Annotated in this window: 19 protein-coding genes; 7 read left to right on the top strand and 12 right to left on the bottom strand. The window is 62.6% G+C overall.

The genetic code is table 11. The features are described 5' to 3' along the window. Positions 1 to 60: 60 nt before the first annotated feature. On the bottom strand, positions 61 to 198 hold the full coding sequence (locus tag GJR96_RS18185; RefSeq protein WP_191965871.1) for a hypothetical protein: 138 nt from the start codon (positions 196 to 198) through the stop codon (positions 61 to 63). Between the two features lie 40 nt (positions 199 to 238). Continuing rightward, positions 239 to 1,426, bottom strand: coding sequence for a mechanosensitive ion channel family protein (locus tag GJR96_RS14290; RefSeq protein ID WP_151163543.1), 1,188 nt, complete (start codon positions 1,424 to 1,426; stop codon positions 239 to 241). Between the two features lie 117 nt (positions 1,427 to 1,543). Here GJR96_RS14290 and GJR96_RS14285 point away from each other — a divergent pair, with 117 nt between their 5' ends. The 3 genes from GJR96_RS14285 to GJR96_RS14275 all read left to right on the top strand — a co-directional run bounded on the left by GJR96_RS14285 (position 1,544) and on the right by GJR96_RS14275 (position 2,975). Beyond that, entirely contained in the window at positions 1,544 to 2,038 is a 495-nt protein-coding gene (locus GJR96_RS14285; RefSeq protein WP_151163542.1) for a metal-dependent hydrolase, read from the top strand. Positions 2,039 to 2,117: 79 nt separating this feature from the next. Further along, the gene (locus tag GJR96_RS14280) at positions 2,118 to 2,696 is read left to right on the top strand and encodes a peroxidase-related enzyme (protein ID WP_058573667.1); all 579 of its coding nucleotides are present in this window, start codon (positions 2,118 to 2,120) and stop codon (positions 2,694 to 2,696) included. Positions 2,697 to 2,780: 84 nt separating this feature from the next. Beyond that, positions 2,781 to 2,975 (top strand): cold-shock protein, encoded by a 195-nt coding sequence (locus GJR96_RS14275; RefSeq protein WP_004967996.1) that lies wholly within the window; start codon positions 2,781 to 2,783, stop codon positions 2,973 to 2,975. Between the two features lie 98 nt (positions 2,976 to 3,073). On the opposite strand, the gene GJR96_RS14270 is transcribed toward GJR96_RS14275, so the two are convergent. The 4 genes from GJR96_RS14270 to GJR96_RS14255 form a co-directional block, all read right to left on the bottom strand. Continuing rightward, complete coding sequence (locus GJR96_RS14270; RefSeq protein WP_151163541.1) at positions 3,074 to 4,570, bottom strand: cryptochrome/photolyase family protein; 1,497 nt, start codon at positions 4,568 to 4,570, stop codon at positions 3,074 to 3,076. A gap of 71 nt (positions 4,571 to 4,641) precedes the next feature. Continuing rightward, entirely contained in the window at positions 4,642 to 5,436 is a 795-nt protein-coding gene (locus GJR96_RS14265) for a creatininase family protein (protein WP_151163540.1), read from the bottom strand. A 59-nt stretch (positions 5,437 to 5,495) separates the two neighbouring features. Beyond that, a complete protein-coding gene (locus tag GJR96_RS14260) occupies positions 5,496 to 7,100 on the bottom strand; it encodes an acyl-CoA synthetase (RefSeq protein ID WP_151163539.1) in 1,605 nt (534 codons plus the stop codon). A 65-nt stretch (positions 7,101 to 7,165) separates the two neighbouring features. After that, positions 7,166 to 8,281 carry a bactofilin family protein gene (locus tag GJR96_RS14255; protein WP_151163538.1) on the bottom strand — a complete coding sequence of 372 codons (1,116 nt, stop codon included), beginning with the start codon at positions 8,279 to 8,281 and terminating at the stop codon, positions 7,166 to 7,168. 174 nt (positions 8,282 to 8,455) lie between these two features. Here GJR96_RS14255 and GJR96_RS14250 point away from each other — a divergent pair, with 174 nt between their 5' ends. Both GJR96_RS14250 and GJR96_RS14245 read left to right on the top strand, forming a co-directional pair. Next, entirely contained in the window at positions 8,456 to 9,430 is a 975-nt protein-coding gene (locus GJR96_RS14250; RefSeq protein ID WP_151163537.1) for an aldo/keto reductase, read from the top strand. Between the two features lie 79 nt (positions 9,431 to 9,509). Further along, entirely contained in the window at positions 9,510 to 9,962 is a 453-nt protein-coding gene (locus GJR96_RS14245) for a hypothetical protein (protein ID WP_151164063.1), read from the top strand. A 31-nt stretch (positions 9,963 to 9,993) separates the two neighbouring features. Here the strand turns inward: GJR96_RS14245 and GJR96_RS14240 are convergent, their stop codons facing one another. From GJR96_RS14240 to GJR96_RS14230, 3 genes are read right to left on the bottom strand one after another with little or no spacing between them, the layout of a single operon-like run. After that, positions 9,994 to 11,193, bottom strand: coding sequence for an MFS transporter (locus GJR96_RS14240; RefSeq protein WP_151163536.1), 1,200 nt, complete (start codon positions 11,191 to 11,193; stop codon positions 9,994 to 9,996). 36 nt (positions 11,194 to 11,229) lie between these two features. Then, positions 11,230 to 12,288 carry an iron transporter gene (locus tag GJR96_RS14235; RefSeq protein WP_191965870.1) on the bottom strand — a complete coding sequence of 353 codons (1,059 nt, stop codon included), beginning with the start codon at positions 12,286 to 12,288 and terminating at the stop codon, positions 11,230 to 11,232. Continuing rightward, a complete protein-coding gene (locus GJR96_RS14230) occupies positions 12,285 to 12,953 on the bottom strand; it encodes an SCO family protein (protein WP_151163534.1) in 669 nt (222 codons plus the stop codon). Before GJR96_RS14230 ends, GJR96_RS14235 begins: the two co-directional genes overlap by 4 nt. 142 nt (positions 12,954 to 13,095) lie before the next feature. Between GJR96_RS14230 and GJR96_RS14225 the strand changes: the two genes are divergently transcribed. Continuing rightward, complete coding sequence (locus tag GJR96_RS14225) at positions 13,096 to 14,382, top strand: DUF7405 family protein (RefSeq protein ID WP_151163533.1); 1,287 nt, start codon at positions 13,096 to 13,098, stop codon at positions 14,380 to 14,382. A gap of 26 nt (positions 14,383 to 14,408) precedes the next feature. Continuing rightward, positions 14,409 to 15,335, top strand: coding sequence for a hypothetical protein (locus tag GJR96_RS14220; protein WP_151163532.1), 927 nt, complete (start codon positions 14,409 to 14,411; stop codon positions 15,333 to 15,335). Positions 15,336 to 15,344: 9 nt separating this feature from the next. Here GJR96_RS14220 and GJR96_RS14215 read toward each other — a convergent pair whose 3' ends face one another. The 3 genes from GJR96_RS14215 to GJR96_RS14205 all read right to left on the bottom strand — a co-directional run bounded on the left by GJR96_RS14215 (position 15,345) and on the right by GJR96_RS14205 (position 17,406). Beyond that, positions 15,345 to 16,013: a cytochrome c biogenesis CcdA family protein gene (locus GJR96_RS14215; RefSeq protein WP_151163531.1), complete on the bottom strand. Its 669-nt coding sequence runs from the start codon at positions 16,011 to 16,013 to the stop codon at positions 15,345 to 15,347. Continuing rightward, the gene (locus tag GJR96_RS14210; RefSeq protein ID WP_151163530.1) at positions 16,013 to 16,585 is read right to left on the bottom strand and encodes a TlpA family protein disulfide reductase; all 573 of its coding nucleotides are present in this window, start codon (positions 16,583 to 16,585) and stop codon (positions 16,013 to 16,015) included. The genes GJR96_RS14215 and GJR96_RS14210 overlap by 1 nt, the downstream gene beginning before the upstream one ends. A 134-nt stretch (positions 16,586 to 16,719) precedes the next feature. Continuing rightward, positions 16,720 to 17,406, bottom strand: coding sequence for a thioredoxin domain-containing protein (locus GJR96_RS14205; RefSeq protein ID WP_151163529.1), 687 nt, complete (start codon positions 17,404 to 17,406; stop codon positions 16,720 to 16,722). Between the last annotated feature and the right edge of the window lie 108 nt (positions 17,407 to 17,514).

The raw sequence follows: 17,514 nt of genomic DNA, 5'->3' as shown, positions 1-17,514 counted from the left end.
GTTTCTCCCGGTGCGACGATGCTGGCATTCTGCTCGGTTCCCGGGTGGGGCGGAGTCTGGTCAGTCGCTGCCCCGTCCGGTTCGTCCGAGTACGAGAAGAAGGAGATACCCGACGAGTCCGAGAGCGAACAGCACGACCGGGATGACGAACGGCCCGAACGTCTGGATGAGCGTGTCCAGCGGTCCGAGTTGGAGCATATCCGAGGATGGGACGCCCCGGGGTTAACGTTCTCGGCGGTTACTCGTCGCCGACGAGGTCGCCGTAGGAGTCGTCTTCGGCATCACTCTCGTCGAACGTGTCGTCCGTCCGCGAGCGAGTTCGGCCGCCGTTGGACATCTCCGAGACGACCGACTGGCGAGACGAGTCGGTTGCATCGCCAGTGTGTACGTGAACGTCTCGTTGCGGGAACGGAATGCCGATACCCGCGGCGTTGAGTCGGTTGTAGATGGCTCGGTTGACGTTGTGCGTCGCCTTCCCGCGCTTGAGTGGACTGTTGACCCAGCAGACGAGTTCGTACTCCAGTGCGTCGGGACCGAACCGGCGGAGGCGGGCGCGTGGTCGCGGCGAATCGAGGACGAGTGGTTCGTCGATAGCGATATCGACGAGAATCTCTTCGAACTCGTCGATATCCGTGCCGTACGCGACACCGATGGGGACTTTCATCCGACGACGGCGATTCGGTGCCGACTCGTTGATAATCTTCGCCGCGTTGAGGACGGAGTTCGGGACGGTGACGAGGAGTTCGTCGCGGGTGAGGAGCGTCGTCGAGCGGATGCCGACTTTGACCACCGTTCCCGCCTCGCCGGAGTCGAGGACGACGTAGTCGCCAATCTTGTACGTGTCGTCGAAGTAGAGCGCGATGCCACCGAAAAAGTTGGCGACGGTGTCCTTCGCGGCGAACCCGACGGCGATGCCGGCGATGCCCGCGCCGGCGAACAGTGGAGTGATTTCGATGCCCCAGAGGTACAACAGCGCACCGATGGTCCCGGCCGCGACGACGATGGTCCAGACGTTCGAAAAGACCGGCGCGAAGTCGAAGCGACTCCCCTTGTCTTTGACCGACTCGACGACGCGGTTGACGAGGCGGTTGAGCGCCCACGCCCAGACGACGATGCCGACGGAAATCGACGGGAGGCCAAAGAACCTGTCGAGCACTGTCTCGTCGACGACGAGTGCCGTCGCCACCGCCGGTGCTTGGGCGAACAAGTAGACACCGGCCAGCGACATGGTGACGACGAGTGGCCATCGGAGTTCCTGGACGACGATGTTGTCGATGCTAGTCTTCGTGCGCTTCGTGTACTGCAACAAGAGACGGACGACGACTGCCTCCATCACGAACGCGCCCCCGAGAGAGATGAGCAACACGAGGAGTGTGGCCTCCACCGCCGAGAGACCCGAGAGGAGTTCAGAGATGTGCTGGCTCATGGAACGCACGTCGCGGCCGTCAGGGTTAACCATTGCTCTGAGTTGCTGACACTCTTCGAAGGCTGATTCACCGCGGGCCGAAAGGTTATGTACGATACCGCGACCAGAACGAAGCAGATGTACCGATTCGGTCACTGGGGTGTCTCCCTCGTCGTGTTCGCGCCGCTCGGATTCGCGCTGGTTCAGACGGGCTATCCCGAACTCGCACTCGTCGCCGGTGGGGTGATGTGTTGGCTCGCGATGCTTCCGGACCTCGACGTGCGTGTGCCGGGAATCTCCCACCGCGGGCCCACGCACACGTTCTTGTTCGCCGTCCTCGTCGGCGGTGTGGGAGGTGCCGCCGCGTTCGTCCTCGCCAGCAACGCCGGGCAACCGGAGTCCGTCGCAACGACACTCGGCGCGTTCGGATTCGCCGTCGGCACGCTCACCGTCCTCGCGCACCTCCTCGGCGACCTCCTCACGCCCATGGGAATCCGGCCACTGTGGCCGCTCTCCTCGCGGAAGTTCACCCTCTCACTCTGGACAGCGGACAACACCATCGCCAACTACGGGCTGTTCGGTCTGGGCGTGTTCGCAGTCGCTGCGGCGGCGTACCTGTCGCTCGTCGTCTGACTGGGACCGACGCTCGACCCGGCGTATCGGTTCTCGAACCTGAGGAATCGTTAAGGTCCGTCCGGGAGACCACCGAGACATGGACGACGACGCGATGACCCGATTCCCGGTTCCGGACCTCGACGAACTCCCAGACGACCTCCGCGAGCGAATCGAAGACGAGACCGAACGCGCGGGCTTCACCCCCAACGTCTTCGCCGGATTCGCGTACAAGCCGTCGCACTGGCGAGCGTTCTTCGACTACCACGACGCCCTCGTCGACGACACCGACTTGGAACGCCACGAAGTCGAGATGATTATCGTCGCCGTCTCCGGCGTCAACCACTGTTACTACTGTAACGTCGCTCACGGCGCACTCCTGCGAATCTACGCCAAAGACCCACTGCTGGCGGACCAACTCGTCGCCAACTACCGGTCGGCAGACATCTCCGAGAAGCACAAGACGATGCTCGACGTGGCCGTCAAACTCACCGAGCGTCCGGTCGAAGTCGGCGACGACGACCTCCAGCGCCTCCGTGACGTCGGCTTCTCCGAAGAGGAAGTCTGGGACATCGGGGCCGTCACCGCCTTCTTCAACCTGAGCAACCGGATGGCGATGTTCGCCGACATGCGGCCAAACGAAGAATTCCACACGCTGGGGCGCGAACGCCGCGACTAACGCAGTATCGGACTGCGGAGACCACGTGAATTGGTGTCAATTGGCGGAAACCTTATCATCTTCTCTACCGACTCTCGATACGCAATGGCGAAAGGTAAGGTTGCATTCTTCAAGTCCTCCGGCGGATACGGCTTCATCGAGACAGAAGACCACGACGACGACGTGTTCTTCCACATGGAGGACATCGGCGGCCCGGACCTCGAAGAGGGCCAAGAAGTGGAGTTCGACATCGAGCAGGCCGACAAAGGCCCGCGTGCGGTCAACGTAACGCGACTCTGAGTTGCGGCGTTCCGACCGGAGAGAGACGCGTTCGAGAACAGAGTTTTCCATTTTCACGGTGTGAGCGACTGCTGTCCGCTGTCGTCGCCACGCGACACTCAGAGCGTCCCTTCCCTCCCCATCCGCCTGAGTTCGTCCGCACGCGACCGAATCGCGTCCCACTCGTCGTCGTCCTTTCTATCGATGTGGGAGTACATCAGACCCATCCGCCCCGTCCCGCGCAGCAGTTCTTCGTTGTCTTTCAAGAAGTCCCAGTAGAGTGCGTTGAACGGACAGGCGTTCTCACCCGTCGTCTTCGACACCGCGTAGGAACACGACGAACAGTAGTCGGACATCTTGTTCACGTAGTTGCCCGACGAGGCGTAGGGCTTCGACGAGAGTACGTCGGTGGCGAACGACCCCATGCCGACGACGTTCGGTGTCGTCACCCAGTGGAACGCGTCGACGAACCCGAGGTGGAACCACCGATTCAGTTCCTGCGGGTCGACACCGTAGACCAGCGCAAAGTTCGACAGAACCATCAGGCGTTCGATGTGGTGGGCGTAGCCGTGGTCGTAGACGTGGCCGACGGCCTCCGACAGACACCGCATATCCGTCTCGCCGGTCCAGTAGGCCGTCGGTAGCGACTCGGTCTGGTCGAGTTGGTTCGCGTCGGCCAACGCGGGCATGGACCGCCGGTAGACGTGCCGCACGAACTCTCGCCACCCGACCACCTGTCGGACGAACCCTTCGACGCTGTTGAGCGGTGCGTCACCGTCCCAGTAGGCGGCCTCGACGGCCTCAACGACATCGTGGGGCGTGAGCAACCCGAGGTTGATGGCGGCCGAGAGGAGTGAGCGACTGAGCGCCCACTCGCCGTCGACCATCGCGTCTTGATACGGGCCGAACTCGGTGAGTCGCGTCTCGACGAAGTGGTCGAGCGCCTGTCGTGCGTCGTCACGGGTCACCGGCCAGACGAAGTCGTCTACCGACCCCCACGCGTTGGGGTAGCGTTCGCGGACGAACCCGATGGCTTCCTTCGTCGTCTCGTCTGGTGTGAAGCGCGGCGCTTCCGGCGGTATCCAGTCGTCTGGCGGCGTTTCCCGGTTCTGGTCGTCGTAGTTCCACTCGCCGCCGACGGGTTCGTCACCGTCCATCAGGATACCAGTCTTCCGACGAACGTGCCGGTACCAGTGTTCCTGTCGGTAGGTGTCCGAATCGCCCGCCCACGCGTCGAACTCGGCGGGCGTCGTCAGAAACAGGTCGTTTTCGACGAGGGTGAGCGACCCGCCGCGGGATTCGACGAGTTCACGTAACCGCTCCCCAGCACCGTGACTCGGTGGGTCCATCGCGACGAGGTCCGTTCCCGGTGCCGCCTCGTAGAACTGGTCGAGGCCCTCGCCGAACGTCTCTGCGGTCAGGTAGGTCACGTCGTATCCTCGGTCGCGGAGTTCGTCGCGGAAGTGCCGCATCGCGGCGAAGACGAGCGCCAGTTTCTGTGGGTGGTAGGCCATCCGCTCACCGAAGGCGTGTGCCTCTATCATGAGCACGTGGTCGTCGTGCTGGAGTGGGGTGGCCTCCGGGTCGAGTTGGTCGCCGAGGACCCAGACGGTCATACGTGTCGGTTCGGTGGAACAGGAAAGAGCGTGTCGGCCCTCGTCGCGCCAGACAGGGTCCGATTCCGGCCTCAGCGTCGTTCGCCCGGTTGCGGGTCTACGTGTGCGGGTGCCATGAGTGCGTCTCGTGGTTGGGCGTCCAGCCACTCGATGAGGTGGACCAACTGGTCCGTCGCGGCCTCGAACAGTTTCGCACCCGCTTCGGGTGTCGCGTCGGTCTGGTCGCCGAAGACGCCGTTTTCGGAGTTCTCGATTGCGTCGTAGAAGGTCCGCGCACCGTGTTCACGGAGGTGGTCGGAAGAGAGGTCTACGACACCGCCGTCACGTGCGTCGCCGAGTCTATCTTCTCTCACGAGTTCGCGGGCGATGTGCATAATCATCGCCGTCTCCTTCGGGCCGCCGTGCGGTCCGGGGTGGTCGAACAGGTCGGTCACGAGGTCCGGAATCGACTCGTCCCACATCCACTCGATGGCGTACATGGTGCCGTCGTCGCGCAGTCGTCGCCCGACTTCGCGGAGGTGCTGGGCGTTACCGCCGTGGGCGTTGACGAAGATGACCCGGTCGATGCCGTGGTACGCGAGGTTCCGCGTCATCGACTCCACGTAGTCCCGGAACTGCGGCGGGTCGACCCACATCGTCCCGTGGAACTGCCGGTGGTGTGGACTCACCCCGACGTTCACCGTGGGGGTACAGAGGTGGCCGGTTCGGTCCGTCGCTGCGCGGGCCAACGACTCCGCGATGAGGTGGTCCGTCGCGAGTGGGAGGTGTGGTCCGTGTTGTTCGGTCGACCCGAGGGGGACGACGGCCAACGACTCCGCTGCGACGTAGTTCCCGAGTTCCGGCCACGTCTGGTCCGCGATGTACATGCGAGTCACCACGAAGCGACACCTAAAGAAAGTGAACCGTCTGCACCGCCCAAGTGGAATTACTTCTCTTGGGAGCGGAGTTCGATGCGGCGAATCTTGCCGGAAGATGTCTTCGGGAGTTCGTCGACGAACTCGATTTCACGCGGGTACTTGTACGGTGCCGTCTGCTCTTTCATGAACTCCTGGAGTTCGGTGACGAGTTCGTCGGACCCCTCGTGGCCATCCGTGAGGACGACGAACGCCTTGACGATGTTACCACGCTCGTCGTGCGGACTCGCGACTGCTGCCGCTTCGGCGACAGCCTCGTGGGAGACGAGGGCGTCTTCGACTTCGAACGGGCCGATACGGTAGCCGGACGAGATGATGATGTCGTCGGCGCGGCCTTCGAAGAAGAAGTACCCGTCTTCGTCACGCGAGGCGAGGTCACCGGTCCGGTAGTAGTCGCCGGAGAACGTCTTCGCGTCGAGGTTGGGCTTGTCGTAGTAGCCGTCGAAGATACCCGGACAGCCGACCGGGATGGCGATTTCACCGATTTCGCCGGTCTCGACTTCGTTCTCGTCTTCGTCGATGATGGTCGTCCCGAGTCCCGGCGTAGGCTTACCCATGCTACCGGGTTTCACGTCGATACCGGGGTAGTTGGTGAGAAGTGCCACTGTCTCCGTCTGGCCGTATCCGTCGCGTGGAATCACGTCGAAGGCTTCCCGGAACGCCTCGATTGGTTCGCGGTTGAGGGGTTCGCCGGCGGAGAGGACTTCCTCAATCCGCAGGTCGTACGAGGCGAGGTCACGCTGGGCGAACATCCGGTACTGCGTCGGGACGGCACAGAGGTGCGTGACACCCTCTTCTTCCATGATTTCGAGGAACGTGTCGGGCTCGAAGTCACCGCGGTAGACGAACTGCGTCGCGCCCGTCGTGAGGCCGACGCCGACTGGACTCCAGAACCACTTCGCCCACCCAGTTCCGGTGGTGGCCCAGAGGAGTTTGTCCGAGAGGTCGTCGTCTGCCGTGACGCCCCACCAGTACGGTGCGTTGATGAGTTCGAAGCAGCGCATCCAGCGGTGGCGGTGGCGGACGGGTTTCGGTTGGCCAGTCGTCCCGGAGGTGTAGTTGATGGACATCGGGTCTTCGGCCTTCAGGTCTGGGCCGTCGTGTTCGTCAGATTCGTCAGCGACGAGTTCGGCGAAGTCGGTCCACCCGTCGGGTGCGCCCCCAAGCGAGATGAAGTTCTCCAGTGGTGTGTCGTCACGCACGTCGTCCACCATGTCAACGAGCGATTCGTGGACGACGGCCGTCGTCGCCTCACAGTCGTTGGCGCGGAACTCGATGTCTTTCGGCTTGAGCATCGACGAACTCGGGACGAGCAGTGCGCCACGTTTGAGCGCGCCGAGTTGAATGGCGAAGACGTCCGGGTCGCGCGGGAGAAGATGGATTACACGGTCACCCTTGCCGACGCCCATCGATTCGAGCGCGTTCGCGAATCGATTCATGTCTCGTCGAAGGTCTTCGTACGTCCGCTCTTCGCGTGTTCCCTCCGCGTCGCGGAACTTCAGTGCCACCCGGTCACCGAACGAGTCGGCGTGGGACTCGATGACTGCCGGAATGTTGTAGTCTTCCGGGATGTCCCATTCGAACGATTCCAACTCGGACTCGTAATCGACTTCCATGACTCGACAGACAGAGAGGACCATAATAATTGTTCGTCCGCGATTTTGAGGGTGTCGGACCGCCGTCAGGCCATCGGAGAGCCTTCTTGCGGTCCCTCGTCGGGTGTCGAGACGCTCTCGTCACCGTCGTCGCCCGACTCACCACGGAGTGCTAGCGCGAACGCGCCGAGACCCACGAGGAGGACGACGAAGTCGATGACCCCACCGAGCGGGACGAAGTCGAGCAACGCGAGGATGAACAGCCCTGCGAAGAGGGCCACCCAGCGGTTGTCGTAGTCCGCCAGCGAGAGGAGCCACGTCCCGAGGACGAGTGCGCCATAGATGCTGGCGACCCAGAGAGTCAGCGCGAATCCAACGCCACCAGCGAACGACAGCGGGATGCCGATGATGGTCAGGAGCAACACGAGCAGGAGGATGGGGATGGCGACGACGAGCAAGAGCCCAACACCACCACTGCGAACGGCCTTCTTCGTCCCGAGACCCGTCACGCGGCGGGCGAACTGGGGAGCGACGAGGATGATAATCGCGCCGAGGACGAAGTTTGCGATGAGCCAGTAGCCAGTGAACACCCACGCCGGGATGACGGGGCCTTCGAACTGGCTGACCGACACACCGAAGACGGACGGACCGACGATTTCGATGTTGTCGACTTGCGTCGCGCCGCCGGCGATGGCGGCACTGGAATCGATGGCCGCCGTTCCGGCGTCGTACTCCATCGAGCCACCAATCTGTGCGCTCGGGCCGACAGTGAGGGTCTCAGCACCGACTCTCACGTCACCGCCGATGGCACCGTCAAGTCGCACGTCGCCACCTGCGGCTTCCATCGACCCGCCGACAGTGGCGGTGTCGCGGACGAAGATGGCACCGGCGGCGAGGTTCACGTCACCGTCGACTGTTCCCTCGATTGTCACGCTTCCTGCGACGCCTTCGAGCGACCCGGTTACTGCACCGGTTTCGGTCACGACGACGTTGCCTGCTGCGGTCGATACGTCGCCGTCTACTGTCCCAGCGATGATGACCGTCCCACCGGTGGCTTCGAGGTCACCGACGTAGGTTTCACCTTCGTCGATGACCACTGCACCGCCGGCAGTCGGTCCTTGTTGTGCAGTCGCCACGCCCGCGAGAGACCCCACCACGAGGGCTACGAGGAACAGGGCGACCAGTTTGTTTGTACTAAACATCGGAATCACCGAGGCTTTGCCTCAAGTTGGTGATACGACTCGTCAGGGGATAAACTGCCGTAGAGTCTCTCATCAACAGGGAATCAGTCGGCAACTCGGACGTTCGTCCCAAATTACTGATACTGCTGTGCACGGAGGTCCACCTTTTTGCCCCTCCCCCGTGTGCCTGTGGGCATGGAGTACACGACACTCGGAGACACCGGCATGGAAGTCTCGCGAATCTGTCTCGGTTGTATGAGTTTCGGCACCCCGGACTGGAGGGAGTGGGTCTTGGACGAGGAAGCAGGTCTCGAACTAGTCGAACGGGCAATCGACCTCGGTATCAACTTCTTCGACACCGCGAATATGTACTCCAACGGGGAGTCCGAACGCGTCCTCGGAAAGGCCCTCGACGGCCGCCGCGACGAGATGGTCGTCGCGTCCAAAGTGTACTTCCAGATGGACGACGACGACCCGAACTCGGGCGGCCTCTCGCGGAAGGCCATCGAGCAGGAACTCGACAACTCGCTCGACAGACTCGGGATGGACACCCTCGACCTGTTGCAGATTCACCGCTGGGATTACGACACGCCCATCGAGACGACGATGCGCGCCCTCGACGACGCGATTCGCCGCGGGAAGACGCGGTACGTCGGCGGGTCGTCGATGTGGGCCCACCAGTTCGCCGAGGCACAGTACACAGCGGATTCGCTCGGACTCGACCGGTTCGCCACGATGCAGAACCACTACAACTTGCTCTATCGGGAAGAAGAACGCGAGATGCTTCCCTTCTGTGAGAAGCAGGGCGTGGGCGTCATCCCGTGGTCGCCGCTCGCCCGCGGGTACCTCACTCGTCCCCACGAGGAGTTCGACGCGACGACCCGCGGCGAAACTGACGAACACGCCAAGGGCCACCCCTACTTCGAAGGCGGCGGTCGTGAGGTGAACGAACGCGTGGAGGAACTCGCCGAGGAGAAGGACGTGAAGATGGCGCAAATCGCGCTGTCGTGGGTCCTCCACAAAGACTGGGTGGACGCCCCAATCGTCGGCACGACGACCATCGAACACCTCGAAGACGCCGTCGAAGCCCTCGACATCAAACTCTCGTCGTCCGACATCGACTACCTCGAAGAACCCTACCAACCGGTGCGCGTCTCCGGGCACGAATAAGGGGAAAACACTTCACTCCCTATCGAGAGATTCGACCGTGCACAGGCGACTCGTCGAGACGGTCCGTGACGACCCAGAGATGGGATTCCTCGGAGCCGAGTTGCTACTTGCGGCCTTCGTTCTCTGCGGCGTGGGGTTGACGCTCGTCTCTCCGCTTACTCCCTCGATTCCACTCGCCGACGTTGGGTTTCCGACCGCCGCCGTCGCAACAGTGTTACTCACCGTCACGTCGTTGCTCGCCGGGTCGCGTCGATTCGTCCGGTTCGTCACCGGTCGTGGCGGCCTCGAAATCGAGTCGTTCTGGCGGATGCTCGAACTGATGCTCGCGTTTCTCGTCGCCGGAATCGTCGCGCTCACGATTCAACTCGGAGAGTTCGCACTGTCCGTCCCGAACCCTCGCGGTGGCGGCGTCTTCGTCGGCCTCTTTTTCGCACTCATCCTCTCGGGCGTCGGCCTCGCGGTCATCGTGTGCCTTCGCGGGATGTGGCGCGTGGTGAACGCCGAGATTCAAGCGGCACTCGGCGGCGTCTGAGTTCAGTCTCTCTGTCCCCCTTCAGTCTGTCTCAGTCCGCACTCGCTGGCGTCTGTGTCTCTCCGAGCGAGTCGAGTCGCTTGACCGCTCGAAGTGCGACGATAGCGATGGCGACTTCTGCGAACCCGACGACGAGGAACGACGGGAGATACCCGACCACGTCGGCGACGACGCCGCCGACGACGAATCCCGTGAGGAAACCCAGACTCCCGAACACGTTGAACCCACCCAGCGCCGCGCCGCGTTCACCGGCCGGTGCGAGGTCCGTCACGAGTGCCATCGTCGCCGGTGCGACGAGTGCGCCGAAGACGCCGACGACGACCATCAGTCCCGCCGCGAGTTCGAACGTTGGTGCGAGGCCAACAGCGACGATGGCGACGCCGTACAGCATCGACCCGAGGACGACCGGTCTGAACCGCCCGACGCGGTCCGAGAGCGACCCGAAGGGGTACTGGAGGAGTGCGAACGGGACGAAGAAGAGCGCGAGGACGGCCCCCGCGACGGCGGCGTCGACACCGAACGTCTCCCGGAAGTAGAACACGCCGACGAGTGCGAAGAACCCGGCCGTCATCCGGTCGATGAAGCCGAAGGCGTACGGAACGCCGAAGGCTGGCTTGGCGGCCAACTTTCGCAGGACGGTCCCGATACCGACGCGGACCGTGTCGGGAGACCTGTCGGGGACGGTTGCGACGAGGAGTGCGACACCGACGAGGACGGCGGCGGCGGCGTACAGGGGCGCGAGTGGGTCGAGCGTCGTGAGTCTGCCACCGACGACCGACCCGAGGGCGGCACCGAGGCCGATGGCGATGCCGGCGGCACCCATGTTCCGACCGTTCCCGCCCGAGAGGTCAGCGAGCATCGTAATCGCCAGCGAGAAGGCACCGATGGTCATCGCGCCGCCGAACAGGCGAACGACGAGTGCGACGTTAAACGGCGCACCAAACGTCGCGAGGCCGGCGAGCAACACGTAACTCGTCGCGCCACCCAGTGCGCCCACGACGATGAGCGGGGTTCGCCGGCCGAGTGCATCTGAGGCGGCACCCCAGACGCTCGCGAAGGTGACGAACGCGGCGAACTCGGCGACGAGGAACAACATCCCCGCCGAGATATCGCCGCTTCCCCCGAGTGCGGAGACGAGGTCGGCCACCCCGGGGTAGAGTAACACCTGCGAGACGAGTACGCCCCAGACGGCGAGGGCGAGCGTCACTCGTTCTCGGCGCGTCGCGGTCATATACGAGAGGTAGAAACTCGGCGAAAATAGGGCTGTCTACGTGAGGCGAGTGGTGTCGAATTCGAGGAATGCCGTCTCGTAGCCCTCGTGGCGGGCAACCTGCGGCGGGGTGTCGACCAGAACCTCGACTGTGTCGTCTGCCGAGAGACTGGGGACCGTCGCTCCGTAGTGGAACCCGAGTTCGGGGTCGAGTCCGGGTTCGAGTCGGTCGTCGAATCGGACTAGACCGCCGCCGGAGACGGTCGCCGAGAGACCCATCCGTGGGACGACGAGGCGGTTGTACGGCGTCTGTGCCGAGATGGCGAGGTAGGTATCCTCGCCGAACCTCGGTTCCGAGATGGCTGTCCCGACCAGTCGGAGACCACTCGCCATCCCGGACCCGAGGCGGTCACCGGGGAGTGTCTCGGGGGCGCGGCCGAGTGGCACCATCTCCATCTCCATCGGTTTGACCGCACCCGGGTCGCCTTTCTTGTCGTCGAGCATCGTGTACGGGATGTCGTCTCTGTCTCGCTCGGTGAATTCGAAGTCGAGCGTGGCGGAAGCAGGTGATTCGAATCGGCCGGCTAACTCGCCGAAGCGGTTCAGTGACGTCGCGCCGACGTTCACGCGAACCTCGTAGGTCCCGTCCCCGCCGAGGCCGAAGTTCGCCCCGTAGTGGAATCCCATCCGTTGTGAGAGCATCGCGTAGATGACCTCTTCGCTCACGAGTTCATCGTCACGACTGAGTTCGACAGACAACCCGGTGTCGGGGACGGTGGTCCCCGTCTCGGGGTCCCACACCGACGCCATGAGGTGTACGTCGTCACCCGGTTCGACGGCCGTCTTGCTCGTTGCGTAGTCGCCGTCTTCGTCGTCCATCACCCAGAAGCGGTGTGGATAACTGTAGAAGAGGCCGACGCGGTAGTCACCGGCGTCGGCGGTGCCGACCATCTTCATCCCCTCGACGTGAGTCGGGACGTACGCCTCGTTCGGTCGGTTCCTGACGACGGGCGGTTCGTTCGAGGTGTAGAGTCGCCCGAGTTCGGCGAGGCACCCAGAGAGTCCGACTGCCGCGGCAGTCCCTGTCGCGGCGAGGAACTGACGCCGTCGCATCACGCCTCCCGAAGAGCAGTCAGGTCGTCGATGAGCGTCTGTTCGTCCGGTTGGTTCCCGCGGTAGGTTCGCTCGACGTAGCCGTCGCCGTTGACGAGCATGACGAGGCCGAGGTGGGTGAACATGTAGTTCCCGTCTTCGTTCGGTTCGTTCTTCTGGAAGAAGACGCCGAACTGGTCTTCGACGACGGACTTCGCTGCTGCCTCGTCGGCGGTTCGGAGGAAGTGCCAGTTGCCGACGTCCATGTCGACGTTCATCTGGGCTGCTTCTTTCTCGAACGCGGCCGCGTCGTCGCGGGCGGGGTCGAACGTGATGGGGTAGAACGACACCTCGTCGGCGTAGCCTTCGGTGACCGAGTGAATCTGCACTTCACGGAGCGCACTGATGAGGACCGGACAGACGGTCATACAGTTCGTGAAGAAGAACGTGTGGAAGTGCGGCGTGTCGATATCGCGGACCGCGATTTCGGACCCGTTGATTGGGTCCGTGAGCGTCACGTCGGGGACCTGCTGGCCCCACGCGGGGTAGGGCAGATCCTCGCTCGAAACGTCGTTCTCACGGTCTGGCTTGGAGAGCGAGACGTTCGGATTGCCGCCCCCACCGAGACACCCGGCGAGTCCGACTGCCGCGCCCGTCCCCACAGCGCGGAGATAGGTTCGTCGATTCATTACTCTCTCTATCGGCCAGAGCTTCAAATGCCGTTTGGTGTGTGTTTCGAACGCACAGGCGGCTGAATTCGATTCGAGAACCGAACCAATTCTTCGACACGCACACCAGAACGGACTTGCCGCAGAAGTCCCTAGCCGAGGTATGTTCGACGGGTCTCCCTCCCGCCGAGAGTTCCTGAAAGCGGCCGTCGCAGCAGGTGGCGCAGCGGCGCTTTCGGCCTGTCTCGACAGGGCACCCGACGACCCCGTGCCGGCGGGAACCGACGCCTTCGACACGCTTCCGGCCAGTCAGCACGCGTGGAACGACGCCTGTCGGACCGACGAGTATGGAAACGTCGAGGTGCCGCGCCATCAGATTCTCTTGTACCTCGATTTGAACCACGACGGTCCGCCGACAGAGTCCGACCGCTCGACGGCCGAGAACGCCTTCCGCGTCCTCGACCGGGCGTACGAACGGAGTCACGAGGGCCTCCTCTGGTCTGTCGCCTACTCCCCACGCTACTTCGAACGCTTCGACGAACCGCTCCCGGGAGCCATCGACCTCCCAGAACCGCGGGCGCTCTCACCGTTCGAGACACCAGAGTTCGACCGACAGGACGCACTCGTTCACCTCGCGTCTGACCGCGCCGACGTCGTTCTCGAAGCAGAACAGGCGCTCTTCGGCGAAGTCGAGTCGGCGAACAGTGTCGCCGTCGATGCCGACCTCTCCGGTCTCTTCTCGGTCGATGCTCGGCGGACCGGGTTCGTCGGTGCCGGGTTGCCCGCAGAGCACCAGTCGGACCTCAACGGCATCCCCGACGGGAACCCGGTCCCCGAGCACTCGCCGCTGTTCATGGGTTTCAAAGCCGGGTTCGCCAAGAACCAAGCCACCGAGGAGTACGTCACCATCCCAGACGGCCCGTTCGCCGGTGGCACGACGAAACACGTCGCGAACGTCCGTCAGCGACTCGCCGACTGGTACGACGAAGAAGACCAGTACCACCGCATCATGAAGTTGTTCTCGCCGGGACACGCCGAGCAAGGCCTCGTCGACGGTATCGGGGAGAACCTCGGTGACGACAGCGGTATCGACGCGATGCTCGACCGAATCCGCGACGACGCCGAGCAGTTCGGCCACGTCGGCCACGCGCAGAAGGCGGCCCGTGCCAACCGCGACGAGGACGGCAACGTCAAACTCCTCCGCCGACACTTCGAGTCGGCCGACGACGGCATCGCAAGCCTCCACTTCCCGTCGCTTCAGCGGGGCATCTCCGACTTCGAAGACGTCCGTGAAGCGATGAACGGCACCAACTTGACCGACATTCCGACTATCCGCCAACGGGTCAACAACGGCATCTTGGAGTACCTCTTTACCAAGCACCGCGGGAACTTCCTCGTCCCACCGCGTCGGATTCGGGCGTTGCCGACGCCGACTGGGGAAACACTCTAATCCCCGCCACTTGTGTCAGTGACTAAATGATACCTTTCAAGGGTATTGTCTCTACAGTAGTGTCCGAGATACAGGGCGAGGTTATTGAATCCGGATTCCCCGAGTTTGGCTTGGATGGCGATTACTACTCACACGAATATATCGGGCTTGGAAGGCCAACCGACATCGTAGTCTACATCGATGTCTCAAAAGAATTTAAACATCTCTATGAGATCGGGGAACTTGACGATTGGATCAGTAAATACTCTAGACAGATACCCGTTTTAGGCATCGAAGTTGAATATAACTCACCGCATCAGACTCAAGCAGAATACTCCGAGCGAACTGAAAAATCTGGAGCTACTATTCCAATTATTAGGTTACTACACAGAGATAATCCGCGTGACACACCCCCAAAGAAGGTAAAAGACAAGGAGACAATCTCTGTAGACCTAACAGAACCTAGGTCAATTAGATCGAATGTATGTCCTGTAATTTCAACGTATTTGATGGAACTGCAATCTACTAAGGTGAGTGATGTTCCACATATTAGTCAGTTCCTCGAATCTATTGAATCAAGGGTGTTCCACCGCGAGGAGGTTGCAAGGGCGTATAAAAATGGCCAAACTGGACTGTTGATTATTCTTTTATCAGTGTTCTTTGAATCCCACTATTACAACAAACTTCTCTCTAAGGTCGAATCATTTCGAGAAAACGACCTACCAAGCCCAATTATCGATAAGGATACCCCATTTGAACGAATCCTCCACCAGTGTTGGTACTTTGGGATAATTGATGACAGCGAGTTCAGAATTGTGAATTCGATACGTGACTCCCGGAACGACTATGCACACGACATCGAACTATATCATCAGATTCAGAAGACACCTGCAGAAAGAGATGGAACTGTCGATCAGGCCATCAAATTATACGAGGATATTCTTGGGGCAAAGAGGTCTGTAATCGAAGACTGAAATACCCTTTCAGACGTACCCGAGGAACGACAGCGCCAGCCAAATCTGCCAGACGCCGGCGGCGACCATCACGCCGGCGGCGACTTTCTGAACTGACCCGACGTATCCCGAGAGCGACCGGATTCGGTCGCCGCCGAGTGCGGCGAGCACCGTCACGATTGCCAGCGGAAGCGCCGCCGCAGTGGCGTACGCGGCGAGTGAGATGACGGCTTGTGCAGTCGGGAGGGCCAGCGACTGGGCGACGACGCCGAGGAAGATGGGGACGACACACCCCGCGGCGGCGAGGCCGTACACGGCACCGAAGATGCCAAACCCGGCAACTGAAGAGCGGTATTCGGGGAGGACGACGTGCAGACTCGGCGCGCGACCAGTGAACAAGAGGAGGCCAAAGACGACGAGTGCGCCGCCGACGATGGGTTCGAACAGTGCGATGTGCGACGCGATTCGCCCGCCGACGAGTGCGAGAATCACACCGATACCCGCGAGTGCAGTGAGGGCGGCGAGCGATGCGACACCGCCGCGTGTGATTGCACCGCCGAGGTCAGCGTCGTCCCGCGAGAGATAGTACCCGACGTACCCCGGAAGCAGTGGGTACGCACACGGGGCGAAGAACGTGGCGACGCCCGCACTGAGTGCGAACGCCAGCGTGCCAGCGAATGCGGGGTCGAGGCCGAGCATCAACGCGCGTCCTCGATAGCCTCTCGAAGGTTCGGTTCACTGGCGAGTCCGCGGTGGGTCCACGTCACTTCGCCGTCGCCGTCGAACACGACGAGATACGGCAGGCCACTCGCTCGGACGGCACGCATCAACCGACTCTCTGGGTCGTGTCCGACCGTCCAGTTACCGTCGTTGTCCGCCCACCAGTCGCGGATGTCGTCCATCGTCAGGCCGCCACCGAGTCGCTCGTTCGTCACGGAGACGAACGCCACATCGTCGCCGAACTCCGTGTGGAGTGCCCGGAGCGATTCCATCTGCGCGACACACGGGGCACACCACGTCGCGAAGAGGTCGAGGACTGTCGGCGTCCCGTCGACGGGAATTTGCATCGCGCCGACGGACGACCCCTGCGCCTCGATGGTGTCGACGACGAGCGGAAGGTCTCCGGTGTCGGACGGGGTGGCAGACGACGCAGTCCCAGACTCGTCAGTCGTCGCTTCGGAAGACGAACCGCCGGTTTCCCCGCCGAGACATCCCGCGAGACCGGTGAGGCCCGCGCCCGCGAGGACGCCGAGGAGGTCACGCCGATTCATCTATCACCACTCCGGCGCGTCCCGGGAGACACTCGCATCGCTCTCATACATCTGGCTAGACAACCTCGACCTAAAGAAGCGCTGGTGTCGTGCGCGAATCGTGCGCGAGAGGTAGTGTACGCCTCGAATCGGGCTTATCGGGCGTTCTCGATAGCCGATTTGAGGTCTTCCCATCGAGGGGCGACCTGTTCGCCGTTGACGAGGATGGTCGGCGTCCCTTGGAACCCGCGGTCCTCGACGGCGTCTTCTCGCTCTGCTTCGATGAGGGGACGGTACCGCTCGCGTGCGGCGGCGGCGACGATAGAACAGCCATCGAGGCCGGCGTCGTCGGCGAAGTCCTGGAGGGTCGAGAGTGCCTCTTCGTCGTCACTCCCACGGAACGTGGACTGGTTCTCGTAGAGCGTGTGCGAGAAGTCGAAGAACGTCGCGTCGTCGGCTTCGTCTTGAACCGCACGGGCGGCGGAGGCACCGACCCACGACCACCACTCGTCGACCGGAATCGGGAAGTCGTGGTGGCGGTACGCGACGATGCCTTCGGAGACGTACTCCGATTCGAGTTTGGGGAGGACTTCGAGACTGAACGTCGCACAGTGGGGGCACGCGAAGTCTTCCCATCCCTCGACGACGACAGCGGCGTCGTCGGGACCCATCTGCGGAGTCGGGAGGGAGTCGACCGTCTCTCGTTCGGGGACGTCACAACCAACGGCAGCGACGGAACCGTCGTCACTACCGGAACCGCCAGACCCGCCGAGACACCCCGCGGTGCCGAGGGTCAACGCACCCGCCGTCGCGGCGAGATACGCGCGTCGTGTCTGTCGCATACGTTGACGGAGGGATGTGTCGTACTTAGACTCACCGGGGACGACCGACCGACCGAACCGTCGGTGGCGCGCAGAACGATACCGATTAATCAGCGTAGTTCCTCCCGA

The sequence above is a fragment of the Haloferax litoreum genome, from assembly GCF_009674605.1.
In the GTDB taxonomy this organism is placed as follows: Archaea; Halobacteriota; Halobacteria; order Halobacteriales; family Haloferacaceae; genus Haloferax; species Haloferax litoreum.
Note: the sequence above shows the minus strand (reverse complement) of the source record. Positions and strands in the feature narration are given on the sequence as shown.

What these genes read in the sequence shown, in the direction of transcription:
- GJR96_RS18185 (WP_191965871.1), bottom strand. Translation starts at nt 198, where the DNA reads ATGCTCCAACTCGGACCGCTGGACACGCTCATCCAGACGTTCGGGCCG.
- GJR96_RS14290 (WP_151163543.1), bottom strand. Translation starts at nt 1,426, where the DNA reads ATGAGCCAGCACATCTCTGAACTCCTCTCGGGTCTCTCGGCGGTGGAG.
- GJR96_RS14285 (WP_151163542.1), top strand. Translation starts at nt 1,544, where the DNA reads ATGTACCGATTCGGTCACTGGGGTGTCTCCCTCGTCGTGTTCGCGCCG.
- GJR96_RS14280 (WP_058573667.1), top strand. Translation starts at nt 2,118, where the DNA reads ATGGACGACGACGCGATGACCCGATTCCCGGTTCCGGACCTCGACGAA.
- GJR96_RS14275 (WP_004967996.1), top strand. Translation starts at nt 2,781, where the DNA reads ATGGCGAAAGGTAAGGTTGCATTCTTCAAGTCCTCCGGCGGATACGGC.
- GJR96_RS14270 (WP_151163541.1), bottom strand. Translation starts at nt 4,570, where the DNA reads ATGACCGTCTGGGTCCTCGGCGACCAACTCGACCCGGAGGCCACCCCA.
- GJR96_RS14265 (WP_151163540.1), bottom strand. Translation starts at nt 5,436, where the DNA reads ATGTACATCGCGGACCAGACGTGGCCGGAACTCGGGAACTACGTCGCA.
- GJR96_RS14260 (WP_151163539.1), bottom strand. Translation starts at nt 7,100, where the DNA reads ATGGAAGTCGATTACGAGTCCGAGTTGGAATCGTTCGAATGGGACATC.
- GJR96_RS14255 (WP_151163538.1), bottom strand. Translation starts at nt 8,281, where the DNA reads ATGTTTAGTACAAACAAACTGGTCGCCCTGTTCCTCGTAGCCCTCGTG.
- GJR96_RS14250 (WP_151163537.1), top strand. Translation starts at nt 8,456, where the DNA reads ATGGAGTACACGACACTCGGAGACACCGGCATGGAAGTCTCGCGAATC.
- GJR96_RS14245 (WP_151164063.1), top strand. Translation starts at nt 9,510, where the DNA reads ATGGGATTCCTCGGAGCCGAGTTGCTACTTGCGGCCTTCGTTCTCTGC.
- GJR96_RS14240 (WP_151163536.1), bottom strand. Translation starts at nt 11,193, where the DNA reads ATGACCGCGACGCGCCGAGAACGAGTGACGCTCGCCCTCGCCGTCTGG.
- GJR96_RS14230 (WP_151163534.1), bottom strand. Translation starts at nt 12,953, where the DNA reads ATGAATCGACGAACCTATCTCCGCGCTGTGGGGACGGGCGCGGCAGTC.
- GJR96_RS14225 (WP_151163533.1), top strand. Translation starts at nt 13,096, where the DNA reads ATGTTCGACGGGTCTCCCTCCCGCCGAGAGTTCCTGAAAGCGGCCGTC.
- GJR96_RS14220 (WP_151163532.1), top strand. Translation starts at nt 14,409, where the DNA reads ATGATACCTTTCAAGGGTATTGTCTCTACAGTAGTGTCCGAGATACAG.
- GJR96_RS14215 (WP_151163531.1), bottom strand. Translation starts at nt 16,013, where the DNA reads ATGCTCGGCCTCGACCCCGCATTCGCTGGCACGCTGGCGTTCGCACTC.
- GJR96_RS14210 (WP_151163530.1), bottom strand. Translation starts at nt 16,585, where the DNA reads ATGAATCGGCGTGACCTCCTCGGCGTCCTCGCGGGCGCGGGCCTCACC.
- GJR96_RS14205 (WP_151163529.1), bottom strand. Translation starts at nt 17,406, where the DNA reads ATGCGACAGACACGACGCGCGTATCTCGCCGCGACGGCGGGTGCGTTG.